Origin of the sequence: Siphonobacter curvatus, from assembly GCF_002943425.1 — a bacterium.
In the GTDB taxonomy this organism is placed as follows: domain Bacteria; phylum Bacteroidota; class Bacteroidia; order Cytophagales; family Spirosomataceae; genus Siphonobacter; species Siphonobacter curvatus.
Genome location: NZ_PTRA01000001.1, coordinates 1,004,546 through 1,025,307, shown reverse-complemented (window position 1 = coordinate 1,025,307; position 20,762 = coordinate 1,004,546). Strand labels below are relative to the sequence as shown.

At 46.1% G+C, this 20,762-nt stretch carries 19 protein-coding genes; 11 read left to right on the top strand and 8 right to left on the bottom strand.

Going from position 1 to position 20,762, the window contains the following annotated elements; genetic code table 11:
- The first annotated feature begins 100 nt into the window (after positions 1-100).
- The gene (locus C5O19_RS04085) at positions 101-916 is read left to right on the top strand and encodes a TIGR02757 family protein (protein WP_104710017.1); all 816 of its coding nucleotides are present in this window, start codon (positions 101-103) and stop codon (positions 914-916) included.
- Positions 917-962: 46 nt separating this feature from the next.
- On the opposite strand, the gene C5O19_RS04080 is transcribed toward C5O19_RS04085, so the two are convergent.
- The 4 genes from C5O19_RS04080 to C5O19_RS04065 form a co-directional block, all read right to left on the bottom strand.
- Entirely contained in the window at positions 963-2,429 is a 1,467-nt protein-coding gene (locus C5O19_RS04080) for a tetratricopeptide repeat protein (RefSeq protein WP_104710016.1), read from the bottom strand.
- 84 nt (positions 2,430-2,513) lie between these two features.
- A complete protein-coding gene (locus tag C5O19_RS04075; protein WP_104710015.1) occupies positions 2,514-3,269 on the bottom strand; it encodes a zinc ribbon domain-containing protein in 756 nt (251 codons plus the stop codon).
- An 85-nt stretch (positions 3,270-3,354) separates the two neighbouring features.
- Positions 3,355-4,455, bottom strand: coding sequence for a Nif3-like dinuclear metal center hexameric protein (locus tag C5O19_RS04070; protein WP_104713876.1), 1,101 nt, complete (start codon positions 4,453-4,455; stop codon positions 3,355-3,357).
- Positions 4,456-4,501: 46 nt separating this feature from the next.
- Positions 4,502-4,984 carry a DinB family protein gene (locus C5O19_RS04065; RefSeq protein ID WP_243406321.1) on the bottom strand — a complete coding sequence of 161 codons (483 nt, stop codon included), beginning with the start codon at positions 4,982-4,984 and terminating at the stop codon, positions 4,502-4,504.
- Positions 4,985-5,243: 259 nt separating this feature from the next.
- On the opposite strand from C5O19_RS04065, the gene C5O19_RS04060 reads away from it, so the two are divergent.
- The 4 genes from C5O19_RS04060 to C5O19_RS04045 all read left to right on the top strand — a co-directional run bounded on the left by C5O19_RS04060 (position 5,244) and on the right by C5O19_RS04045 (position 8,600).
- On the top strand, positions 5,244-5,669 hold the full coding sequence (locus tag C5O19_RS04060) for a response regulator (RefSeq protein WP_104710013.1): 426 nt from the start codon (positions 5,244-5,246) through the stop codon (positions 5,667-5,669).
- A 490-nt stretch (positions 5,670-6,159) separates the two neighbouring features.
- Positions 6,160-7,515, top strand: a complete 1,356-nt coding sequence (locus C5O19_RS04055) for a glycoside hydrolase family 88/105 protein (protein WP_104710012.1) — start codon at positions 6,160-6,162, stop codon at positions 7,513-7,515.
- Between the two features lie 215 nt (positions 7,516-7,730).
- Complete coding sequence (locus C5O19_RS04050; RefSeq protein ID WP_104710011.1) at positions 7,731-7,970, top strand: hypothetical protein; 240 nt, start codon at positions 7,731-7,733, stop codon at positions 7,968-7,970.
- 12 nt (positions 7,971-7,982) lie between these two features.
- Positions 7,983-8,600, top strand: coding sequence for a ComEA family DNA-binding protein (locus C5O19_RS04045; RefSeq protein WP_104710010.1), 618 nt, complete (start codon positions 7,983-7,985; stop codon positions 8,598-8,600).
- 56 nt (positions 8,601-8,656) lie between these two features.
- Here C5O19_RS04045 and C5O19_RS04040 read toward each other — a convergent pair whose 3' ends face one another.
- Positions 8,657-9,379, bottom strand: coding sequence for an LOG family protein (locus C5O19_RS04040; protein ID WP_104713873.1), 723 nt, complete (start codon positions 9,377-9,379; stop codon positions 8,657-8,659).
- Between the two features lie 233 nt (positions 9,380-9,612).
- On the opposite strand from C5O19_RS04040, the gene rpiB reads away from it, so the two are divergent.
- A complete protein-coding gene (gene rpiB, locus C5O19_RS04035; protein WP_104713871.1) occupies positions 9,613-10,041 on the top strand; it encodes a ribose 5-phosphate isomerase B in 429 nt (142 codons plus the stop codon).
- Between the two features lie 53 nt (positions 10,042-10,094).
- On the opposite strand, the gene C5O19_RS04030 is transcribed toward rpiB, so the two are convergent.
- On the bottom strand, positions 10,095-11,504 hold the full coding sequence (locus C5O19_RS04030) for a DUF6427 family protein (RefSeq protein WP_104710009.1): 1,410 nt from the start codon (positions 11,502-11,504) through the stop codon (positions 10,095-10,097).
- Positions 11,505-11,797: 293 nt separating this feature from the next.
- Here C5O19_RS04030 and rbfA point away from each other — a divergent pair, with 293 nt between their 5' ends.
- The gene (rbfA, locus tag C5O19_RS04025) at positions 11,798-12,175 is read left to right on the top strand and encodes a 30S ribosome-binding factor RbfA (protein WP_104710008.1); all 378 of its coding nucleotides are present in this window, start codon (positions 11,798-11,800) and stop codon (positions 12,173-12,175) included.
- A gap of 79 nt (positions 12,176-12,254) precedes the next feature.
- On the top strand, positions 12,255-13,466 hold the full coding sequence (locus C5O19_RS04020; RefSeq protein WP_104710007.1) for an FtsX-like permease family protein: 1,212 nt from the start codon (positions 12,255-12,257) through the stop codon (positions 13,464-13,466).
- 3 nt (positions 13,467-13,469) lie between these two features.
- Here C5O19_RS04020 and C5O19_RS04015 read toward each other — a convergent pair whose 3' ends face one another.
- Positions 13,470-14,231 (bottom strand): biotin--[acetyl-CoA-carboxylase] ligase, encoded by a 762-nt coding sequence (locus C5O19_RS04015; RefSeq protein ID WP_104710006.1) that lies wholly within the window; start codon positions 14,229-14,231, stop codon positions 13,470-13,472.
- A 171-nt stretch (positions 14,232-14,402) separates the two neighbouring features.
- On the opposite strand from C5O19_RS04015, the gene rsfS reads away from it, so the two are divergent.
- The 3 genes from rsfS (at position 14,403) to C5O19_RS04000 (ending at position 17,966) form a co-directional block, all read left to right on the top strand.
- Entirely contained in the window at positions 14,403-14,795 is a 393-nt protein-coding gene (gene rsfS / locus C5O19_RS04010; RefSeq protein ID WP_104710005.1) for a ribosome silencing factor, read from the top strand.
- Between the two features lie 164 nt (positions 14,796-14,959).
- Positions 14,960-17,005, top strand: coding sequence for an ATP-dependent zinc metalloprotease FtsH (gene ftsH, locus C5O19_RS04005; RefSeq protein ID WP_104710004.1), 2,046 nt, complete (start codon positions 14,960-14,962; stop codon positions 17,003-17,005).
- Between the two features lie 142 nt (positions 17,006-17,147).
- Positions 17,148-17,966, top strand: a complete 819-nt coding sequence (locus tag C5O19_RS04000) for a UDP-2,3-diacylglucosamine diphosphatase (RefSeq protein ID WP_104710003.1) — start codon at positions 17,148-17,150, stop codon at positions 17,964-17,966.
- A gap of 272 nt (positions 17,967-18,238) precedes the next feature.
- Here C5O19_RS04000 and C5O19_RS03995 read toward each other — a convergent pair whose 3' ends face one another.
- Complete coding sequence (locus C5O19_RS03995; protein WP_104710002.1) at positions 18,239-20,686, bottom strand: outer membrane beta-barrel family protein; 2,448 nt, start codon at positions 20,684-20,686, stop codon at positions 18,239-18,241.
- Positions 20,687-20,762 lie beyond the last annotated feature (76 nt).

The following is a 20,762-nucleotide window of genomic DNA, read 5'->3' as shown; positions in this document are numbered from 1 at the left end:
CATGTTGTCACTCCTCCTCAACTGATCAAGTTCCAAAGCTTCTCCTTACTCTTCCTAGCAAACGGTATGGAATCAGCAATTGTTTGCTGACCTTTGCAGTATGGCACTTTTTGAAAAAACTCATTCCGCAGACTGGTTATACGACTTACTCGAAAGCAAAGTACAGCAATACAACCAACCGACTTTTATACCAAACGATCCCATCAGTATTCCACATCAGTTTTCGCAGCAACAGGATATTGAGATTATGGGATTCTGGGCGGCGGTACTGGCCTGGGGTCAGCGGAAGACGATTATCAATAAGTGTAACGAGCTGATTCGGCTCATGGACGGGGCTCCGTACGATTTCGTTCGGAATCATCAACCCCTTGATCTGAAGCCTTTTCTTCACTTCAAACACCGTACGTTTAACGCTACGGATACGCTCTACTTCCTGCACTTTTTTCAGCAGTTTTACGCAGAGCACGCGTCTCTGGAAGAGGCTTTCGTACCCGCATCCGTTGCCTTACCCCAGCCCGAGCGGCACCCGGCTTTTCCGGCTGAACAGGCTTTGGTCCGTTTTCATGAAGTATTTTTTGGTTTGGAAGATGCCCCGGCCCGTACGCGTAAACACGTGGCCACACCCGCCCGAAAGTCCTCGTGCAAACGCCTCAATATGTTTCTCCGCTGGATGGTCCGCAAAGACGCGAATGGTGTAGACTTCGGAATCTGGAATCGTTTGTCACCAGCAGCACTCGTTTGCCCCTGCGATGTACACGTAGAACGGGTAGCTCGAAAGCTAGGCTTATTGCAGCGACCCAATACCGACTGGCAGGCCGCTCTGGAATTAACGGATCACCTGCGTCGCTTCGATCCGAGCGATCCGGTTAAGTATGATTTTGCTCTGTTTGGTCTGGGTGTAGAAGGGGAAATGTAAATCACTTTCTAGTCAAAGATGCAGCACAACAGCTTTCGTGAATCCGTTAATAGCCCATTTCAGTGAGAGCTGCCTTGGCTTTGCCATCCACGGAATTTTTGTATTCGTGTTTTTTGAAGCTAATAGCTTTCTCGAAATAACTTTTGGCTTTGGCCTTGTCGTTGCGTAACTGAAAAATGTACCCCAATTGCAGGCAGGAGGACGGAGCAAAATGCCAGTTTTGTCCTTCGCCCAGGGCAATAGCCCGTTCGTACAAGGGGATAGCCGTTACAAAGTCGTTCATCCGATGGTAAATACGGGCTTTGCGATAATTGTACTCGGTTCGGTCGTAGGGCTGCGAAAACTGAGCTTCTGAGGTGTTCTTGAGGTTTTGTAAAGCCGTTTCATAATAGCCACCGTCACCGGCAAAACGAGCTTTGAGTACCAGTTTCTGAGGATCGGTTAAAGGCTGGTACGCGGCATTACAAGCTTTCTGGGCCGATTTGTCGGCTTCATTATGGGCCTGTCCTATCGTTTTTACCCGCTCATACTGGGTTCGGGCTTTGGCCTCATCACCCGCCAGAGCGTAGCAGAGGTACTCCTTGTACGTCGCGTCTTTAACAAAATTTCCAGTAGGATGCTGTTTTAGAAATTGCTGAAAGGCGGTAATTGCGTGAGCGTACTGGCCTTTTTGTAAGAGGATCTCACCGATATGGTAGTCGAAAAAAGGTATATCCAGGTATTCCGGTGAGTTGGGATGATTTTGAGCCAGGGCCAACGCGGCTTCCCCGTGTCCTTCTTTCATCAGAATGGAATTACCAAAAAACTGAATCAGTAAGTTATCACTGTTCTGAGCCAGGTATTTCTGGAAATCCGTCACTTCCCGACCACTCAGTCTCAAGACATACCCCTGCATAAGGTATTCAATTAGTTGAGCTTCTGTCCGAAACAAGGGTTCTTTCTGCGTCACGGCGTGGATTTCCTGCAACCCCTGCTGAATATTTCCCCGCAATCCCAGTAGTTTGGTTACCCAACGATAGCTCTCGGGCGTCGATCCGATCAGCACGTGCAGCATCCCCAAGGCTTTTTTGTTGTACGTAAACTGCGGGAATCTTCGGGCGTTTTCATCCAGCAATTTGTACGCTTTAATAATATCCCAGGCTCCCGGTACTTCCTTGCCAAATTTGATTTTTACAAAGGCCCAGTGTAATCGGATTTCGGCCCGCAGGCAGCGATTCCAGGGCGAATCTTCGTCCATATCCTCCAATTGCTGCAGGCGTTTCTCACCGTTTTTCTCCATGCTTTCGTATGCCTTCCGATCTTCCGTGAGCAGCAGCGATAACATATCGGCGTAATCATCCAAATACAGAGCTACTCCGTTCGTTTTCAGTTCGGGAGCTAGTTCCTGCCGACCTTTGTTGAGCTTGAGTTTGAAAATGTCCAGGTAAGCCTGCTGTACACGGGGGGTCCATTCAAAATCGGCTGCCTGACTAAAGCTTGGAAGGAAAAGTAGAAGAAATAAGATTCGTTTCATGGAAGAATGGGCTGAAGCTGGTACAAAAAAACCCGTCGAAAATTCGACGGGTTCGTTCAGATTGGTGTTGCTGTAAAAATAAAATTACCGCCGTGAAGTTGTAGCAACCGTGACAGGAGCGTCTTCGACGTCCGCCAGAATCCGACCGCAATGTTCACAGATGATGATTTTCTTCTGCTCCCGAATGTCAGCCTGACGTTGGGGAGGTACTACGTTAAAACAACCGCTACACGCTGCCCGGCGAACCGTTACAACGGCTAGTCCGTTCGAAGAATTGTCACGAATACGCTGATAAGCCAGACGTAAACGGTCTTCTACTTTCAGTGCCTGTTTGTCACGTTGTTCGTTCAGTTTCTTTTCATCTTCCTGGCTTTCTCCCAGAATGATGTCCAGTTCTTTGCGTTTCGCGTCAAGATCTTTGCGACGTTCTTCCAATAATTGTTGCGTATGACGAATTTCTTCTTCTTTCAGACGCACTTTTTCGCTGGCTTCAGCCGTACGCTTATCCGCCAGTTTCATTTCCAGTTCCTGAAATTCGATCTCTTTGTTGATGGCATCGAATTCCCGGTTATTGCGGACGTTATTTTGCTGATCTTTATACTTAACAATCAGTTTTTCAGCGTCACGCTTGGCCTGACGATAGCCGTGGATTTCGGAATCAAGCGTGTCGATGGTATCTTTATGACGTTTGATACGGGTTTCAAACCCGGCGATATCATCCTCAAGATCCCGAACTTCTTCAGGCAAATCCCCGCGAATTTTTTTGATTTCGTCTAACTGAGAATCTATGGCCTGTAATTGGAGGAGAAAATCGAGTTTTTGAGCTACCGTTGCTTCCATGAATGAGAGTTTCGAATCTATCGTTTCCAGCTTTTACTTAACAACCGGGCTGACATTCAGCCCATTTAAGAAAAAACTGTAGAACTTACACGAAATAGTGAACCGGATTGGTGTCAGTTTTAGATAAAAGTGTCGCAAAATTAGGAAAATTTTCCGTTAGACGCTCACTTAATAGCTCTTTCGTGAAAACTTCGCTTTCGTAATGCCCAATATCACAAATCATTAGCTGCTTTTCGGCATCGAAGAACTCGTGGTATTTAAAATCAGCAGTTACGAAAACGTCCGCCTGTTGCCGTAATGCATCTTTCAGCAGAAAACTGCCCGATCCACCACAGATAGCAATTTTTTGTACGGTTTTGTTCCGCGGTTCCGTATGACGAATCACTTTCAAGTTCATTCGGCTTTTCAGGTACGCTAGCCAATCGTTTTCAGAGAGTGGTTCAGGCAGTGTACCGATCGCTCCAGAACCTACTTCCTGATTACTGTTTTCGAGCTGATGCAGATAGTAGGCCACTTCTTCGTAGGGGTGAGCTTGCCGCAGAGCCTGTAACACCCGCCCTTCCAGAGGAGCCGGGAAAATCACTTCAATCCGGTACTCCTCCACTTCTTCGGGCTGATTTAGTTCGCCCAGAAAAGGGTCCGCTGATCCCGTTGGGGTGAAGGTGCCCGTACCCAGCGTTCGGAACGAGCAGTTTTTATACTCCCCGATCTGACCCGCTCCGGCGGCATAGAGAGCCTCCAGAACCTGCGACGTTTGTTCTACGGGAACGAAGGTGGTAAGCTTTTCGAGCGTCTGCCGTTTGGGAGCCAGTATACGCACTGACGACAACCCGAGTTGTTGAGCGATCCGATCGTTTACGCCTCCTTTTACGCTATCCAGATTGGTATGAATGGCGTAGAGAGCAATGTCGTTTTTCAGAGCCTTGATTACGGTCCGTTCGACGTAATTTTTCCCGTTCAACTGTTTCAATCCCTTAAAAACGATGGGATGATGGGCAATGATCAGGTTACAGTTTCGCTGAACTGCTTCTTCTACGATGGCTTCCGTGCAATCCAGGGTAACGAGAACATTTTTTACTTCCTGTTGTGAATCACCGACGATCAGGCCCGCATTGTCGTAGCTTTCCTGATAGGCCAAGGGAGCCCATTTTTCGAGAAAAGAAGTAACGTGTTGAATTGTACTCATGGCCAGGGTATAGATCAATTTTTAATAGGTTTCCTCAAGTGGAAAACTATCCTAATTGATAACGTTCGGTTAAAATGTTCAAATGGTGCTGCTCATGTCCGGCAATCATGAAAATCAGAGCTCGGCTCGACAAAGGGGAACCACTGCTGGTACCCATTCGGGATAGATCCTCCTCACTGAAACTACGAAATAGCAGCAGATTGCCTTTACGTAAAAATTGATACTGTTGCAGTAAGTCTTCCAGGGGCTGTCTGCTAAACTGAGCTACGGCCATGTACTCATCCTGTTCAAAACCCGGTAGTTTCTGAGTTTCGCCCCGAGCAATTGCTAAAGCCCGGTAAGAGAAAATACGCTCGGTATCAATCATATGCCCTAACATTTCTTTGATACTCCACTTCCCCTCAGCGTATCGGAAGTCCGCTTGCTCGGGCAATAATAAAGATTCGTAACGATGCAGAACTTCTTCGTATTGATGGTGTAGTACCTCGAGTACATTAGAGTCTGGTACTAAGGCTATATAATGAGCCATCTGACTTGAGGCGGGATATTCAGTAGATAAAGGCCGGTTCATACGGATTAAACTAGTGATTGTAGATAGCTGGCAGAAATGGTTGGGTAATCCCTTCCACTAATTCAGTATACTCGATGAAAGCTTCGACTCGAAATAGTGAAAAAAATCTTACATCGTTCCCAGCTTTACTCAGTTTTTATGAGGGAATGTTTTTTTTGACTCTATACCTTTAGAAAAGGTATTCTTATGCCTGAATACTACTAAGGGTGTTGGTGTCATGACAGCGAATTCTATCTTACATATCCTATTGGCAGATGATGATGCAGATGATCGCTTTCTAGTACAAGAAGCCTTTGATGAAGCAGGAGCTAAGGTACAATGGGAAAGTGTAAGTACAGAACCTGAATTGCTTCATCGGCTTGACGCAAAGCAAAAACTGCCAGATTTGCTTCTTCTTGACTGGAATCTCCGGCCTGGTGGTGGACCAGAGCTTTTACAATTTATTCGAAAACATGCTCATGTTTGTTTTCTACCCGTTATTGTTATGAGTACCTCTTCAGTACCCGAAGACATCAAAAATGCCTATCGATTTGGGGCTAATTCTTACATTATAAAACCATCCAGCTATAACGATTTAGTTAACACCTTCAAGAGTTTATATGAATTCTGGGGTCATATTGTTCGATTACCTCCTGAGCATTAAAAGTTTTATGCCCTTCCACAAATCGATTTTCTATACTTATAATTGTCATATATATACTTACAAGTAAATTAAACTATATACTTACTAATTTTTTACCAAAAAAGTGCCAAATACTACTATTTTTCGATCCATTCTTCCCTTTCGCCGAAAACTCATTCTAACCCGTTTTTGAGATACTAGTTTTGTTTCATCAATCTAATCAAGTGGCGGCTTGAAGGATTGAACTTGAGAAACAGAACAGCTTCATGACGGTGTAGCTAGTTCTGAGGAGTAAAACCCCTCTCATCTTTTAGATTTGAGGGGTTTTCTAAAAAACAATCGGTATAATCGTTCAACCATAGCCTATTCATTGAGTATATCCAACCTTCAATCTTGACTTTAATACTAGTTTCATCCAACCCATCATAAAGCCCTGTCTAAGGGCTTTTTTTTTATTTATCCGTCTTTGATCTGCGTATGTTACTCTATCCTATTCTATACAATCGCTTCCATGAAAAAATGTATCTTCACCAGTCTTACTTTAGTGGTGCTGTGTCAGATAACTTTTGCTCAACGCAATGAGACTCGGGCTACCGACGCTGATACGCCTTTGCACTTGTTACAACCCGACTATCCGGTCCCTTATGGTAAAGTTTCAGCAGAAGCGGTGACCCAAGTATTGGACCGGGTTTATACGTACTTGAACGCTGTAACGCCTGCTCAACTTGCGGATAAACAAAGCAATAAAACTCTGACAGATTTTTCTTCCATTGATGCGAATACCACCTTTGCAAAAGCTGACTTCCGCCTTACCAGTTACGAATGGGGCGTTACGTATGCGGCTCTGTTACAGGCTAGCGAAGCAACGGGTGATCCCAAGTACAAAGCCTATACCAATGAACGACTAAAATTTCTGGCTGAAATCGCTCCTCATTTTCAGAAACTCCTGAATGAAGATCCCCAGAATCGGCTCGCCATGCGTGCGTTTCTCAATCCGCACGCGTTGGATGATGGTGGAGCCCTTACGGCAGCTATGATTAAATCTGTACGAGGTGGGAATAAGGCGACACTACGTCCACTCGTCGATCATTTCATTACGTATATTCTTACCAAAGAATACCGTTTATCGGATGGGACGCTGGCCCGTAATCGTCCGCAACCTAATACGCTTTGGCTGGATGATTTATTCATGGGCGTACCAGCCCTCGCTCAGATGGGTAAGCTTACGGGCGAGGCGAAGTATTACACAGAAGCGACTCGACAGGTTATGCAGTTTTCGAAGCGGATGTTCAATCCCCAGAAAGGTCTGTACATGCACGGCTGGGTCGAAGCAATGAATGTCCATCCTGAGTTTCACTGGGCTCGGGCCAATGGATGGGCTATTCTGACCAAAGTGGAGCTACTTGACGTACTACCGGATAATCACCCGCAACGGGCTAAAATTCTGGAATTGCTACAAGCTCACGTGAAAGGTTTGACCGCCTGCCAGTCGGGTTCGGGCTTCTGGCACCAGCTTCTAGACCGCAATGATTCATATTTGGAAACTTCTGCTACGGCTATTTACGCTTACTGCCTAGCCCGAGCGATCAATAAAGGCTGGATTGATAAGGTAGCCTATGCCCCCGCCTGTTTGCTGGCCTGGAATGCCGTTTCTACGAAAGTGAACGCCAAAGGACAGGTGGAAGGTACCTGCGTAGGAACGGGTATGGGCTTCGACCCGGCTTTTTACTACCACCGTCCCATCAGCCCCTACGCGGCTCATGGGTACGGTCCGGTTATTCTGGCGGCTTCGGAAGTCATTCAGTTATTGAAAAAACAGCCTTTTGAAATTAACGACAGTTCGTTACAGGCTCTTCAACGAAAATAGTATTGTATTAGGTTATCGGAATCCGTACGGGCTTACCTGTACGGATTTTATTTTTAAGTGCCTCTACTTAGCATACGGTCGGACTTTAGGAAAGAGCTATTTGTAATTTTGGATTGTTAATCCTTCCTAGTATGCCTTCCAAACTAACCCAATGAGTACGGAATTATTTTGGCTTCAGTCGCACCGAATCACGGGGCTTTCTGGTTCTGCTAAGTTTGCTAATTGTACTGCTTATCTCTCCTTTTGTACTGGATTTGTTTCCTGATTCTGTGCAGGATTCGCCGGATGTCCAAAAGCTTGACACGCTGATGGCCCAGTTGGAGGTGCAGTCTGAAACGCAAAAAGCATACACCGAACACGATTCCCGCGATTACAACCATTCCCCCAACAAGCGTTTCGGTAAACCTACGCGTTTGTTCGCCTTTAACCCGAATACCATCACCTCCGAGCAATGACAAGAATTAGGCGTGGCCCGCTGGATGGCCGAGCGAATCGTCAAGTACCGATCCAAAGGGGGCATATTCCGTAAAAAAGAAGATTTACTACGCATCTATGATTTCCTGGAAGAGCAGTATCGGCAACTGGAAGCGTACATTCGTCTGCCCGCAACAACACCTCTTTATTCCACTTCAAATGCCAAGCCCGTTTTCGAAACCCGTTCTACACTCGTCAAAACGGAGCGTACCACGTTTACCTTTCAACTAAATGAAGCAGATACGACTGATTTTAAGAAGGTCTACGGCATTGGCTCAAAGCTTGCCCTTCGTATCATTAAATTCCGGGAGAATCTGGGTGGTTTTGTAAACGAGAATCAACTACGGGAAGTCTGGGGACTCGATTCAAGCGTAGTACAGGAGCTACTAAAACACGGCCAACTAACGGGACCGGGTTCGGTACGGAAAATTAAAATCAATGACGTAAGTCTGGAACAGTTTCGCCACCCCTACCTGAAGCCTTACGTAGCCAAAGCCATTCTAGCCTATCGACAACAACACGGTGCTTTTCAGTCGGCCGCTGATTTAAAAGCTGTAAAGCTATTGGACGAAGCTACGCTGAAAAAACTAGAACCGTACCTCGCCTTTTAATTTTTACGGTCTGGTACTAGATCCAGTAACAGGATCTAGTACCAGACCGATTTATTTTAGAAGTTAGGCTTCAACATATAGCGGGAATAGAATTTCTCGATAACTCCCACGGCTTCATCCGCCGTATCGACTACGCTAAACAAATTCAGGTCGTTTAACTTGATGTAGCCGTTTTCTTCTCCCATTACATTTCTGAGCCAGTCAATCAGCCCACTCCAGTATTCGCGACCCACCAGTACAATCGGGAAACGGCCAATTTTCTGGGTCTGAATAAGCGTGAGTGATTCAAACAATTCATCCATCGTACCAAAGCCGCCGGGCAGGGCAATGAAGCCCTGGGCGTATTTGACAAACATTACTTTCCGTACGAAGAAAAAGTCAAAATTGATGCTTTTATCGTGGTCAATGTAAATGTTCGGCTGCTGTTCAAAAGGTAGTTTGATGTTTAATCCAACGGATTTACCGCCATTTTCCTTCGCACCCTTATTACCGGCTTCCATAATACCGGGACCACCCCCCGTAATCACGCCATAGCCGAGTTTCACGAGTTTTCCCGCAATTTCTTCCGCCAGTTTGTAGTGCGGGTGATCGGGTAAGGTACGGGCCGAGCCGAAGATGGAGACACAGGGACCGATTTTGGCCATTCGGTCAAACCCTTCCACAAACTCGGCCATTACTTTAAACACAACCCATGAATCGGCACTCTTGATCTCGGCCCAGTCTCGGTTTTCGAAGGCTTCCCGAATACGGGCTTCGTCTTCAATGACCGCCGGATTCATTAAGGAAACATCGGTTAAAGGGCGGATATTTTCATCGCTTCCAGGTACCGGTGGTAATCCCGTAGGCTTTATTTCTTGGTTATTTTCTGACATCGTAAAAGTGGTTTACTTGAACATTTTCCCGCTGGAGCAGGGCTTTTGATAGAAGGCCCCTACTTTTGTAAAACGGGAAGGATATAACTGTTTTCCGCTCCGTAATGTTGCAGTTTTTACTTAAACTTCCGAATACACGCATGAAAATTGCTATCGGCTCCGATCACGCCGGATTTGATTACAAAAAACGCCTGGCCGATTACCTTACCCTGCAAGGTCATCACGTCACGGACTTTGGTACCTACTCCCTTGATTCCGTTGACTATCCAGACTTTGCTCATCCCGTGGCTTCAGCGGTCGAGACGCAGGAAGCGGACTTTGGCGTCTTGTGTTGCGGCAGTGGTCAGGGCGTTTGCATTACGGCGAATAAACATCAGGATGTTCGGGCAGCTCTGGTTTGGGGCCGGGAATTAGCCGAACTTTCCCGTCAGCATAACAACGCAAATGTCATTTGCATTCCCGCTCGTTTCATTGCCTATGAAATTGCGGAAACCTGCGTACAAACGTTCCTGGATACTTCTTTCGAAGCAGGAAGACATGCCACTCGCGTCGGAAAGATCAGTTGCTAAAGATGTTCCATAACGAAACGAGGCCCGACTTCTGAGTCGGGCCTCGTTTCGTTTTAAGCGTGTATCTTCCGGTAAATGCCTTTGTCGATTTGCTCGTACTGCCGGGCCAAAGCGGGAATGCGTTTGAAAAGGGTCGGAGCCAGGTTACGGCGGTCAATCAGGTACTCTGGTGGATCCTTCTCAAAGTTTCGCAGGATATTAATGACGTTATTGTAATTGTTCAGATTCTCCAGATCAAAACGGGCCAAGTTCCAGTTCAGATAAGCCGTTGCCGGATAATTTTCGAGGTACTCGCCCATGCCATCGCCCAATACCAGAATTCGTTTGTTTTTAATCTCACTAGGTAAACGTACGGGTTGTACAGTCAGGTTTTCCAGTTTGAGAATCGTATTGGAAAAGGCGGGCAGCAAGGTCAAATAAAACAGAATTCCGACTCCTCCCACAAATATGACAAACATCATTTCAGGAATCCATCTGCGGCGGGTGTAGGTTTCAAAGAAGTACACACTGAAAAAGGCCAGACCGGGCGTAAAAATGACAAACTGCATGGGAGCCAGATAAGCCATTAAGCCCACCGAAAGCAGGCAGGCTCCTAAATACAAGGCCATCACCTGCTGTACTCGTGACTGAAAATTTGTATATCGTCCGTGTTTGAGAATTTGTAGAAAGCCTAATCCAGCCAATAATACGGGAAAAATCAGTACTGTAATCAGGGTTTGAAAGTCATTCAAATCGTATTGGCGGATTTGGAAAATGATACTGAGAAAATTCCGGGTAAAGGCATCGTACCGACCATCCAGATAAAAATAGAGGTTCACGATGACCAGCGGGAAAAGAAATCCAAGGATATTCATGATGTGCTGCCGAAAGCTCGCACCACTATACAGCAGCAAGGCCAGTACCACCCAGATAATAAAGACCATACAAGGTGGGTAAAACAACGTAGCGATACCAATGTAAAAGCCTACTTCGAGCAGTTCATCCCGAATCCCTTCCCGGTCGAGTTGTTTGAGCAGCGTACCCAGAGCTAGCAACAAAAAGGTCGTTGCCAATAGAGCCGGAGAAAGCGTCGTATAATCAAACGACAGATTCATCAGCACCAGATAGATAAAGCCGGGTACGTAGTTACGGTCCGAAAAAACGCTTTGCCGACTCATAATCAGATTGAAATAAATCATCTGAAAAGCGGCTATTGCGTAGGCTACAAAGTGATACATCACTTCAGAACGACCGAAAATCCAGTGCAGACCCGCGTATACCGCCGCCGCCATGGGAGCCGTGCTATCCCAAATCCCATCATACAGGCCATGCCCTTTACTGAGTTGTTCGCCCAGCAACGTCCACTGCATTTCAGGAATCAGCAACGGGGTCGTTCCCATCAGTACCGGAAGTCGGACCAGAAATAGGATCACTAATAGTACGAAAAGCTGGTAGGCCGCATTGACCCGAAAAAAACTAAGCAAGATTGTAAAGCGTTTTTATATCGAAATGAATCAGACCCTTGGCTTGATTCTTTAATTCATTTTACCCTAGAAGAAAGGGTTAAGCGTAGAAAGTTCGCCCGGGGAAATAGAGTAGATTCCTATTTGATTCGCTCCTGCAACCCTTTCCTTTTTCAGTAATTCTATGGTAAAAATAACCACTCTATTCCGAAACCTCTGCGATCCTTCTTAAACTCACGGGGAAAATTCGGATATTTGCGGGGTTCGGGATGAGTTTAACCCCGGAGAGGCCTTCCTCTCCCTAGACGAATGGTATGGAATCGAAACGACAACAAAAATTTGCCCGGCAAATACAGAAAGACCTGGGAGATATTTTTCAACGGGAAATGCGGAATCAGTTTGGGAATGCGTTCATTACGGTTACGGACGTGAAAGTAAGCCCCGACTTAGGCATTGCCCGGGCGTATCTGAGTTTTCTGCTGACGGAAGATAAAGACCAATTGCTGAAAAATATCCAGGAAAAAACGAAGCAGATCCGGCAGATTCTGGCGAATAAAATCCGGAATCAGGTACGGATCATTCCTGAATTACAGTTCTTTCTGGATGACACCTCCGAGTACGCGGCTAAAATGGATGCCCTGTTTGCGGGAATCACCATTCCGCCCGCTACTGACGAGCCCGAAGAAAAATAAGTACGGGCCGATCCGGTTTTATCCGTGGATGAAACCGGATCTTTTTGTATTTCCTTCCCTACCCTTTTGAAGTTTAGGCATGAATCTGGCCTTTCTCGTTGCCCGCCGCTATTTTCTTACCAAGAAGAAAACCTCGTTTATCAATCTTATTGCCATCATTTCCATGCTGGGCGTATGCATTGGTACAATGGCGTTGGTGGTGGTTTTATCCGTATTCAATGGATTGGAAGATTTTAACCGGCAGCTTTTTAAAACCTTTGATGCTGATTTACGGATTGTACCCGCTAGTGGCAAGAATTTTCGGGTAACGGATTCGCTCCGGACGGAACTTAAGAAAATTCAGGGTATCAAGCACATCACGCAGGTATACGAAGAAAATGCTCTGGTTCAGTATGGAGATCAGCGAACAGTAGTAACCATCAAGGCGATGGACGATAATTTACAGTCGCATCCAGAAATGGATACCGCCCGTATCGCCGGAAGTCTGATCCTCCAACAACAACAGCAAAATTTTGCCGTACTCGGCATTGGCGTAGCCCGTATGCTGGGTTTAAGACCGGAAGATCCGCTAACCCCGCTGGAAATCTGGTACCCCCGAAAAAATGCGAATCTGGCTGCTCCCGGTCTGGATGCCTTCAATCAGGCAAACATTCAGCCCGGAGGAATTTTCAGTATCGAACAAACCTTTGACGATCAGTACGTTTTTGTTCCCCTGCGATTTGCGGAAGATTTATTCGAAACGGAGGGAAAACGTACGGCTCTGGAATTACAATTACAACCGGGTGTAGCCGTCGAATCGGTACAGAAGCAAGTGAAAATGGCCTTAGGATCGACGTTCAACGTTCAAAATCCTGATGAACAACACGCCAGTTTGTTCCGAGCCATTCAGATTGAAAAGCTCTTTGTATTTATTACCCTGACACTGATTGTTGCTATTGCTTCCTTCAATATCTATTTCTCCCTGTCCATGCTGGCCATCGAGAAAAAATCCGACGTGGCAACCTTACTGGCTTTAGGAGCCTGGCCCGGATTGATTCGTCGAATTTTCCTCACCGAAGGAGCTTTGGTGGGCTTTAGTGGGGCTTTGGTAGGGCTACTGACTGGTATTGGCATTTGCTGGTTACAGCAGGAATATGGTCTGATAAAAATGGAGCTGGTCGGCTCGCTGGTCGATGCGTATCCCGTCCGAATGCAGCTGTTCGATCTGGTTGGCGTCACCGTCGCCATTATCATTATTACTCTGGCGGCCTCCTGGATGCCCGCCCAGAAAGCCGCCAATCAGGAACTCTAGGAATTATTCCTGCAGAAAAATGATTTCCTTAAGACCAAAATACCGAATACCGCTTTCCGTTTCGACTTCGAGCTGCCCGTTGTCGGCGATGCCGCTGATTTTACCCGCAAATACATTACCCGTTGTATCCTGATAGGTGTGCCAGGTTTGATACCGATACAAACGATCCAGGTATTCCTGGCGTTGATGTAGGTAGTCCCCGTTTTTTAATTGTAGATAGCGGGTTTCCAAAGTCATACAGAGCTGGCTCAGGAGATTTTCCAAGTGAAATTCCCGACCTGTGATCTGTCGGACTGACGTGGCCGTAGGCACACTGAACTGCAGTTGATTGATGTTTACACCAATTCCTACGACAGCTCCGGTCAACGTACTTCCCATCAGGGAATTTTCGATCAGAATGCCCGTCAGTTTTTGATCCCTGTAATACAAATCGTTGGGCCATTTTATGCGTACGCCTTCCCCCAGCAATTGCGCCAAAAAGTCGTGTACCCCCAGAGCGACGGCAATACTCAACCGAAACTGCTGCGGGGCCTGCAGGAACGTCGGCTTGAGAATAAAAGAAAAGGTCAAGTTTTCGCCTACGTTGGCAATCCAACTACTTCCGCGTTGTCCGCGTCCTGCCGTTTGTTCATCCGTAATAATGAGAAGACCCTCGGGAGCTTCTTCGCGTAAATAATCGGCGGCTAGGTCATTGGTTGAATGACAACTTGGCAGATATATAATTTTTTGACCTAAAAAATCGGTCTTCGGATAAGATTTGTACAATTATTTTTAGTTTTAAGGGAGGAAATTTACGAATCTAGCGTTATATACGTGTCAGATGAAGTACAAGTCCTAATTTTAAGCGTACTTCGTAATCTTAATATTTAAACTCTTCGATTCGTTATGCTGAACACAGATCGATTCTGTCAGCCGCTAACGGTAATCTTTTAACGAATGATTGAAACGGCTCAACGCGTCAAAGAAAATGACATCTCGGCGGATGAAATCTGCCAACTTGTGGTGAAAGGCATGCAGGAGAAAAAAGCCCAGAATATTGTGGTTTTAAATTTGAAAGGCGTGAAAAATGCCATTGCGGATTACTTTGTGATCTGCTCTGGTAAATCAGACACGCAAATTGATGCTATTGCTGATTCGGTCGACGAAGAAGTACATAAGGCTACGGGTGTGAATCCCTGGCATCGCGAAGGAAAAAGTCAGAAAGAATGGATCCTGATCGATTATGTCGATGTAGTGGCACACGTCTTTAAACAAGAGAGACGAGATTTTTATCGTCTGGAAGAGCTTTGGGGCGATGCTGAATTTACGGTTATCGAAGACGAAGCCTGATTTTAGCCGTTCACCCTGATTTTTCTGCCATTCGACCCAAGCTGAATCGTCTGACGAAACCATTCATTCATCTTGTGGATTACACTTTTACTATTTAACTGGCCTTATCGCCAGAGTGACCATCGCCGGATTCCGATTCGGCATCCAAGCAAGAAAGACAGAATATGGCTGAAGAAACCCCAAATAGACCTAAATTACCTAAACCTCCCCGCCGACCAGGTTTTCAGGGCTGGCTCGTAGCGGGATTGGTGGTTGCGATCATTGCGATTATGTTCGTAAGTAAGAGCAGTGCTGTTCAAAGAATTAAAATGAAACAATTCTTTGAAATGGCTGCGAAAGGTGAAGTAGAACAAACCGTTGTTGTGAATGACAAACTGGTAGAAGTTACCCTGACGCGGGAAGCCTTACAGAAACCTGAATACCGGGGCTTGACCAGTCAAAAATCGTATTTTCCTTCTACGCCGGGACCCCATTTTGCTTTTCCCATTCCGTCGACCGAGATTTTTAATGACGATGTAAAGGAATTTAATAAGGCCCACCCGACTGCTCCAATTGACTATACGGTGGATGAGCGAGCAGGACTTGTAGAATTTTTCTCCAGCTGGGGCTTCCTGATTCTGATCGTCGTTACGATGTATTTTATGATGAGTCGCATGGCTGGCGGTGCTGGTCCGGGTGGACAAATCTTCAATATCGGTCGTTCGCGGGCTACACTTTTCGATGCGGAAAACAAAGTCAAAATTACGTTTGATGATGTAGCAGGTCTTGACGAAGCGAAAGAAGAGATTAAGGAAATTGTTGAATTCCTTAAAAATCCGAAGAAGTTTACGGATCTCGGGGGTAAGATTCCTAAAGGAGCCTTGCTGATTGGCCCTCCAGGTACGGGTAAAACCTTGTTGGCAAAAGCTGTTGCGGGTGAAGCGGGTGTACCTTTCTTCTCCCTGTCAGGTTCTGACTTTGTGGAAATGTTCGTAGGGGTAGGTGCCGCTCGGGTACGTGACCTCTTCAAACAAGCGAAAGAAAAAGCTCCCTGTATCATCTTTATCGATGAGATTGATGCGGTAGGTCGGTCACGGGGCCGTGGTGCCATGCCCGGAGCTAATGACGAACGGGAAAATACCCTGAACTCGTTGTTAGTAGAGATGGACGGTTTTGCTACGGATTCTGGTATTATTATTCTGGCTGCTACCAACCGTCCGGATGTCTTGGATTCTGCCTTGATGCGTCCGGGTCGTTTTGACCGTCAGATTTCGATTGACAAACCTGATATTATCGGTCGGGAGGCCATCTTTAAAGTACACATGTCGAGCCTGAAATTGGCTCCGGATGTAGTTGCCAACAAGCTCGCCGCTCAGACCCCTGGTTTTGCTGGTGCTGAAATCATGAACGTTTGTAACGAAGCTGCTTTGATCGCTGCTCGGAAAAACAAACAGGCCATTGATATGCAGGATTTCCAGGATGCAATGGACCGGGTGATTGGTGGTATGGAGAAGAAAAACAAGATTATTTCTCCGCACGAAAAGAAAATTGTTGCCTATCACGAAGCGGGTCACGCCGTTGCAGGCTGGTTCCTCGAACACGCCGATCCGCTGGTAAAAGTAACGATTGTACCCCGTGGTGTGGCCGCTTTAGGTTACGCTCAGTATCTACCAAAGGAACAATTCCTGTACCGTACCGAACAGCTCCTCGACGAAATGTGTATGACGTTAGGTGGACGGGCGGCTGAGGAAGTAGTTTTTGGCAAAATCTCGACGGGTGCTTTAAGTGACCTGGAACGCGTAACGAAAATGGCCTACTCGATTGTTACCGTGTACGGTATGAACGAGAAACTAGGTAACATTTCGTTTTACGATTCAAAAGGCAATAACGAATACTCGTTTAACAAGCCTTACTCGGAAGAAACGTCTCGCATCATTGACGAAGAAGTACGGATGATTGTAGACGCAGCTTACGAACGTACGAAAGGACTGTTACGCGATAACATTCAAGCTTTAGAGGTAATCTCTCAGCAACTGTTGACGAAGGAAGTACTCTTCCAGTCTGACTTAGAAGAACTGATTGGCAAACGTCCGTTTGAGCAAGAGACTTCTTACCAAGCGTATATGAAGGGCAAAAATGGTACGCCAGCTGATAAAGAATCAGCTCCTACCGAAATTCCTCAGGATGCTGCTCCTGACAACTCAGAAGTAGTTCCAACGGAACAAGCCTAAGTTTCTCAGTAGAAAACGTCTCTCTGATCACTCAGAGAGACGTTTTTTTATGCTTTCTGGGTTCGTTGTACGAATTCACTAACGGCCTTCTATCTTTGTAGCTTCATTTCGCGGCAGCCCGTTGCTGCTGGTTCCTGTTCTAATGAACGATATTCAACTCCTTCCCGGAAAGAAAATTTTCTTTGCTTCCGACTTTCATTTGGGCAGTGCCCCCCTTTCTAAAAGTGCCGAACGTGAACGTACCGTAGTACGCTGGCTTGAGCAAATCCGCCCGGAAGCTCAGGTACTGTTTTTAGTAGGCGATATTTTTGACTTCTGGCACGAATACCGCGAAGCCGTACCGAAAGGATACGTTCGTTTTTTAGGAAAATTAGCTCAATTACGGGATGAAGGCGTTGAAATTCATCTATTTACAGGCAATCACGATTTATGGATGCGGGATTATTTTCCGAAGGAATTTGATATTCCCGTTCATCGAAACCCGATTGCTTTTCGTGTAACTAGTAATCAAAGTACTAAGCGTTTTTTAGTCGGTCATGGGGATGGCTTAGGTCCCGGCGACTGGGCTTACAAACGAATCCTAAAGCCAGTCTTTACCAATTCGTTTCTTCAGTTTTTGTTTCGCTGGCTGCATCCTGACGTAGGGATTACGTTGGCTTACCGCTGGGCCCGGCATTCGCGAGCCTCTAAAGCTGGTAGACCCGAGGAGTTTTTTCGAAGTGACGAAGCGGAGTTGATTTTTCAGTATTGCCGTGAAGTCGAAGCTCAATCTCATCACGATTACTACATCTTCGGTCATCGACATTTGATTTTGGATATGGAGGTTTCTGCTACCAGCCGATATCTCAACATTGGCGAATGGATTTACACGCAGTCGTATGGTTATTACGATGGAGAACAGTTTACCATGGAAATATTCGAGAATGACCCGGCTTTATTAGTCCCGGCGAATAAGAAATAGTTGATAGCCGCTGCGGTTGATAGTTTTACAAATTATATTTCTTTTCAACAAATCAACTTCTTCTTTTTCAGTCGATTATCGATTTCATAATAGCATCCCGGAGGTTAGAAACTTTCGGGATGTTTGCTTTCTAGGGTGGTGTACCATTAGCCCCGTATGTAATGCAAGGGAATGCGGAATACCAATGTATACGGTGCATTACATACACTTTGACTTAACGAAAAAACCAGCGAAGTTTCGCTGGTTTTCCTACTGTTTTCTAACACAAGTTACTAATTACTGCCCTGATTCACCCGGCCAGCTTCACTTTCCAGACCGGTACTGCGGCGACGGGAAGCCTGAATTTTAGAGTTTCCGAAGCGATACGAGAAGGTTAAGTTTGCTACCCGGTTTTCCCACTTATTCCGAATTTGCATGTCTACGTTGCCAAACACGAAGCTTCCCCGGAATTGTTGCGACCAGAAAATATCGCGTACATTCAGCTTTAAGCTAGCTTTCTTATCCCAGAATTGTTTCTGTACCCCCACGGAAACCTGCCACATCGGCTCTCCCTTGATCGTACCTTCCAGGAACCCGCTCATGTAGAAACCGCTGATTTCTGCTGACCAGTTTTTAGGAAGCGTAAATTGGTTTTGTGTATTGAAGGTGGTCGTTACGATGCGTCCGTCAAATTCGCCTCCATTAAGCAAGCCAACGAAGCGATTCCGGTTCACATTGACGTAGTTGATGCTCATCCATTTTTTCGTAATTGGAATGTTAGCCGAGATCGCTACGCCGTAGTTTTCGCGGAAACCAAAGTTTTCTTTATTGATATAGGTCGTGCGAGCGGCATCATCTTGGCGTAACACTTCAGTAATGATTCCATTCGAGCGTCCGTAATTCAAGGTGGTCGTTACAGCTCCCATAAACGTGTGCGTCACTTCAGCTACGTGTGAGAATTGGGGTCTCAGGTACGGATTTCCCTGCTGATAGGTGTACAAATCAAGGAAGTACAGAAAGGGATTCAAATCCTCGTAATCAGGGCGGTCGATGCGATAGCTGTACGAAAAGCCTACGGTATTCTTCTTATTTAATTCCTGCCGGACGAATACACTCGGAAATAGGTTCAGATAGTTCCGGCGAAAGCTCGTGTCTGAGGTCACCTGATTCCCCTTCATCACTGTTTGCTCGCCACGCAGACCGAGTTGAATCGAGGTTTTCTTGATTTGGGTGCTATAATTCAGATAAGCGGCATTGATCGTTTCTTTGTAAATAAACTGATTCGTACGACCTGAATCCAGACGAGGAGCTTCTCCCTGTTGAATGGTAAACTTCATGTTGTTATCCGTCGTGACGAAAGCTGTTTTCAGGCCTGCTTCAATTTTTGAATTTTTACTCAATGGATGCGTATAGTCCACCTTTGCTGAATAAATATCCACGATGCCCTTGGTATTACCCACGTCAAAGCGGGGGATTTCCAGATCTACTCCCGACGGATTCACCGTCGTAATTTTGTACCGCTGATCCGAGCGATTGTCGTACCGGGCGTAATCAATATCGGCCGTAAATTCCTTACCCGTTGAATCAATGGTATGTTTCAAATTCAGGTTAGTAGTCAGGCTTTTCCAGGTATTATCAAAGTTCTGACCTGTCGTCGTCGTTTTTTCCAGTACGCTGGTGCCTTTGTAAATTTTGGTGACGTTATCGCCTATACTACCCCAGCCTCCGGCATTTACATTCATCAAAACTCCAATCGTCGTCTTTTTTGAAGCAAAATAATCGGCTCCTAGTTTTACGTTGTTGTTGTGATTTCGGGTCGTATTATCGGCAAACTGATCGTACAAAGCCGTTACTTCATCGCCCGAACGGAACTTGCGAACAATTGACTGATCCCGCCAGTTTTTACGAGCCCCGCCCGAGTAATTACCAAAAACATTCCATTTATTTTGACGATAATTCAGGTTCAAACTACCATTCGCTTTAGGATTCAATCCGTATCCAAACCCTAAACTAGCCGAGCCATTCAACCCCGCGTTCTGGTTCTTCTTGGTCCGAATATTGATGATTCCTGCATTACCAGCCGCATCGTATTTAGACGATGGATTGGTCATAATCTCAATTTTCTCCAGTTGATTCGCCTGCGTGTTGCGGAGCAAATTCGCCAGATCCTCGTTGGACAGGTACGTAGGCTTCCCATCAATCATTACCCGTACCTGAGCTTTGCCTTTCAGCGAAATGTTACCGTCGCGGTCTACGGTTACGCCCGGAGCACGTTCGAGTACTTCCAGAGCGGTATTTCCTGCCGCCACAATGCTGTTTTCAACGTTAACGACCGTCTTATCGATTTGCTGTTCAATGAAAGGTTTGGCCGCAGCTACTCGTACTTCTTTCAAATCCTGCGAAGCAGGCTCCATTACTAAAGCAGCCAGTTTCACACTCGGCGATTCTGCATTCAATACGAACGGAGGGGTTGATTTCTTAGCAAACCCTACCTGCGTAAGCGTCACCAGGTAACGGCCCTCCGCCAGCCCTTCGATTTCAAAAGTACCATTGGCATCAGCTACGCCCCCCTTAGCTAAAGTCGAATCTTTGGCCTTAAGTACCATGATGGTAGCGAATTCAACGGCCTTTCCCGACACATCAGTAATCTTGCCCGATACGCTTCCCTGGAAGGGCTTTTGGGCGAAGCCCAAGCCTATACCGGCCAGTAGAAAGGTTAGGATACATAGAATAGTTTTCATGGCTTTGATGGTAAGGAGACAGATAGAATTAGATGTTTTAATCTCGTTGATGACCCAAAGATGCAAGTCGAATGAA

Excerpts from the sequence above, each read along its gene's own strand:
- rsfS (WP_104710005.1), top strand. The coding sequence starts at position 14,403 with ATGATTGAAACGGCTCAACGCGTCAAAGAAAATGACATCTCGGCGGAT.
- C5O19_RS03995 (WP_104710002.1), bottom strand. The coding sequence starts at position 20,686 with ATGAAAACTATTCTATGTATCCTAACCTTTCTACTGGCCGGTATAGGC.
- C5O19_RS04080 (WP_104710016.1), bottom strand. The coding sequence starts at position 2,429 with ATGAAACGAATCTTATTTCTTCTACTTTTCCTTCCAAGCTTTAGTCAG.
- C5O19_RS04055 (WP_104710012.1), top strand. The coding sequence starts at position 6,160 with ATGAAAAAATGTATCTTCACCAGTCTTACTTTAGTGGTGCTGTGTCAG.
- rpiB (WP_104713871.1), top strand. The coding sequence starts at position 9,613 with ATGAAAATTGCTATCGGCTCCGATCACGCCGGATTTGATTACAAAAAA.
- C5O19_RS04040 (WP_104713873.1), bottom strand. The coding sequence starts at position 9,379 with ATGAATCCGGCGGTCATTGAAGACGAAGCCCGTATTCGGGAAGCCTTC.
- C5O19_RS04065 (WP_243406321.1), bottom strand. The coding sequence starts at position 4,984 with ATGGCTCATTATATAGCCTTAGTACCAGACTCTAATGTACTCGAGGTA.
- C5O19_RS04075 (WP_104710015.1), bottom strand. The coding sequence starts at position 3,269 with ATGGAAGCAACGGTAGCTCAAAAACTCGATTTTCTCCTCCAATTACAG.
- C5O19_RS04085 (WP_104710017.1), top strand. The coding sequence starts at position 101 with ATGGCACTTTTTGAAAAAACTCATTCCGCAGACTGGTTATACGACTTA.
- ftsH (WP_104710004.1), top strand. The coding sequence starts at position 14,960 with ATGGCTGAAGAAACCCCAAATAGACCTAAATTACCTAAACCTCCCCGC.
- C5O19_RS04020 (WP_104710007.1), top strand. The coding sequence starts at position 12,255 with ATGAATCTGGCCTTTCTCGTTGCCCGCCGCTATTTTCTTACCAAGAAG.
- C5O19_RS04070 (WP_104713876.1), bottom strand. The coding sequence starts at position 4,455 with ATGAGTACAATTCAACACGTTACTTCTTTTCTCGAAAAATGGGCTCCC.
- rbfA (WP_104710008.1), top strand. The coding sequence starts at position 11,798 with ATGGAATCGAAACGACAACAAAAATTTGCCCGGCAAATACAGAAAGAC.
- C5O19_RS04000 (WP_104710003.1), top strand. The coding sequence starts at position 17,148 with ATGAACGATATTCAACTCCTTCCCGGAAAGAAAATTTTCTTTGCTTCC.
- C5O19_RS04060 (WP_104710013.1), top strand. The coding sequence starts at position 5,244 with ATGACAGCGAATTCTATCTTACATATCCTATTGGCAGATGATGATGCA.